Consider the following 2228-nt stretch of genomic DNA (forward strand, 5'->3'; position numbering starts at 1 on the left):
TCTGCACCCCCGCGGTCCGCCCAGGCCCGCCGGGAGGTGGGGTCAGGGCAAGGGTTTGTACAGGTGGTGGAGGGTGGTGCGGTAGCCGAGGGACGCGTAGAGCCGCTCCGCCGCGTCGTTGCCGGCGAACACGTTGAGCCCCAGCACGCGCCGCCCCGCCCCCACGGCCCTGCCCTCCGCGAGCCGCATCAGCGCCCGCCCGTGCCCCCGGCCACGCACGGCCGGTTCGGTCCGCACCTGGTAGACGTACGCCGCCTCGCCCTCCCCCGCGCCGAGGGACAGCCACAGCACCCCGGCCCGCTCCCCCGCGTGCTCCAGCACGTGGAACTCCATCCCCGCGGTGGCGATCCCGTCCGGCAGGACCTGCCGCTGCTCGCGGCGGGACTTGGCCAGCGCCTCGTCCTCGCTCACCCCGCGCGCGATCCACTCCCGCGCGTACTCCTCCGCGTCGACCTCGCGCCACGCCTCGAACTCCGCGGGCGTCATGGGCCGCGCACGGCTTCCGGCGGGCAGTCCGGGCGCGTCCCCGTCGAGCCGTTTCTCCATGTTCCGGTTCCGCAAGGTGTAGCCGAGCCCCTCCGCCAGCCGCAGGGCCGCCTCGGCGTCCGCCGGCACCGTGGCCTCGATCCGCCGGCAGCCCCAGACCCGGGCGACCTCCTCGGCGGCGAGCGCCGCCACGGTGGCCCGGCCGCGCCGTCGGTCCGCCTCGTCGATCCAGAGGTCCCGCACCTGTGCCACCGCGTCGCCGAACACCGCCGAGGTGCCCAGACGCACGGCGCCGACGGGCCGGCTGTTCACGCACACCTGGTAGCGGCGTGACCGGGTCCCGTCGGCCTCCTGCTGCAACGGCTCGATGGGCCGCAGGGTGGTCGTCATGTCGGTGGTTCTACCCCACCCGGACGCCCTCGGCCACAACGATCAGGGGTCGAGGTCGTCGCCGGACCGCTCGGCGAAGATCCTCATGGCCTTGGCCGTCAAGGGGCCCTCCACGCCGGGAAGTTCACGGCCGTCCACCCGGTGCACCGCCTGGACGTCGCGGAGCGAGGAGGTCAGGAACACCTCGTCGGCGCGCTCCAGGACGTCGAGCGGGAGGTCCGTCTCGCGCGCCCCGGTCCACTCGGCCACCAGCTCGCGGGTGATGCCGGCCAGGCAGCCGGAGGCGAGCGGCGGGGTGAGGATCTCGCCGTCCAGGACGACGAAGACGTTGGAGCCGGTGCCCTCGCAGAGCTGCCCGACGGTGTTGCCGAACAGGGCCTCGGTGGCGCCCTGTTCGTGGGCTCGGGCCAGCGCGACCACGTTCTCGGCGTAGGAGGTGGTCTTCAGGCCGGTGAGCGCGCCGCGCTCGTTGCGCGTCCAGGGCACGGTGATCACGGCCGTGGAGTCCGGGCGGCGCTTGGCCTCGCCGAGTGCCACCACCAGCGTGGTGCCCTGGTCGCCGCGGTCGGAGCCGAGCGGGCCGTGGCCGCCGGTGTAGGTGATCCGCAGCCGGCCGAGGGCGACCCCCGGATTGGCGTCGATCACCGCGGCGCAGGCGCGGCGGACCTCGTCGGCGTCCGGGTCGGGCAGGCCGAGGCCCCGGGCGGAGCGGGTGAGGCGGTCCAGGTGGCGGGTGAGCGCGAAGGGCTTCCCGTCGACCGTCTTCACCGTCTCGAAGATCCCGTCCCCCACGGTCAGGCCGTGGTCGAGGACGGAGACACGGGCGGACTCGATGTCCTTGAGCCCGCCGTCGAGCCAAATCTTCACGAAAGGGTCCCTCCACTGGTGTCGTACTCCCCCGACGCTACCGCGAGCAGCCGGGACGCCTTGAGTTCGGTCTCCGCCCACTCCCGCTCCGGGTCGGAGTCCCAGGTGATCCCCGCGCCGGTGCCGAACCGCAGCACGGCGGCGCCGGCGCCGTCGCGCTCGATCCAGAACGTGCGGATGCCGACGGCCAGCTCGGCCCGGCCGCGGTCGGCGTCCACCCAGCCGATGCCGCCGCAGTAGGGGCCGCGCGGGGAGCGTTCCAGGGCGGCGAGGACGGTCAGCGCCCTCTCCTTGGGGGCGCCGGTGACCGAGCCGGGCGGGAAGGCGGCGGCCAGCAGCTCCGGCCAGCCGGCCCCGGGCCGCAGCTCGCCGCGGACCGAGGAGACCAGGTGGACCAGGCCGGGGTGCTTCTCCACCGCGCACAGGTCGGGCACGGTGACGCTGCCGGTACGGCAGACGCGTCCCAGGTCGTTGCGGACCAGGTC

3 protein-coding genes are annotated in these 2228 nt (G+C 74.8%); all 3 read right to left on the minus strand.

Annotated features, from left to right (window positions below; translation table 11 throughout):
• Positions 1–42 precede the first annotated feature (42 nt).
• A complete protein-coding gene (locus HW445_RS27770; protein WP_180223619.1) occupies positions 43–876 on the minus strand; it encodes a GNAT family N-acetyltransferase in 834 nt (277 codons plus the stop codon).
• 42 nt (positions 877–918) lie between these two features.
• Positions 919–1743, minus strand: coding sequence for an aminotransferase class IV (locus tag HW445_RS27775; RefSeq protein WP_180223620.1), 825 nt, complete (start codon positions 1741–1743; stop codon positions 919–921).
• Positions 1740–2228: chorismate-binding protein (locus tag HW445_RS27780; protein WP_180223621.1), on the minus strand; the 489-nt coding region annotated here is incomplete at its 5' end. The genes HW445_RS27775 and HW445_RS27780, both read right to left, overlap by 4 nt.

The organism is Streptomyces sp. UH6, from assembly GCF_013421635.1.
GTDB classification, from domain to species: Bacteria; Actinomycetota; Actinomycetes; order Streptomycetales; family Streptomycetaceae; genus Streptomyces; species Streptomyces abyssomicinicus.

What these genes read in the sequence shown, in the direction of transcription:
- HW445_RS27770 (WP_180223619.1), bottom strand. Translation starts at nt 876, where the DNA reads ATGACGACCACCCTGCGGCCCATCGAGCCGTTGCAGCAGGAGGCCGAC.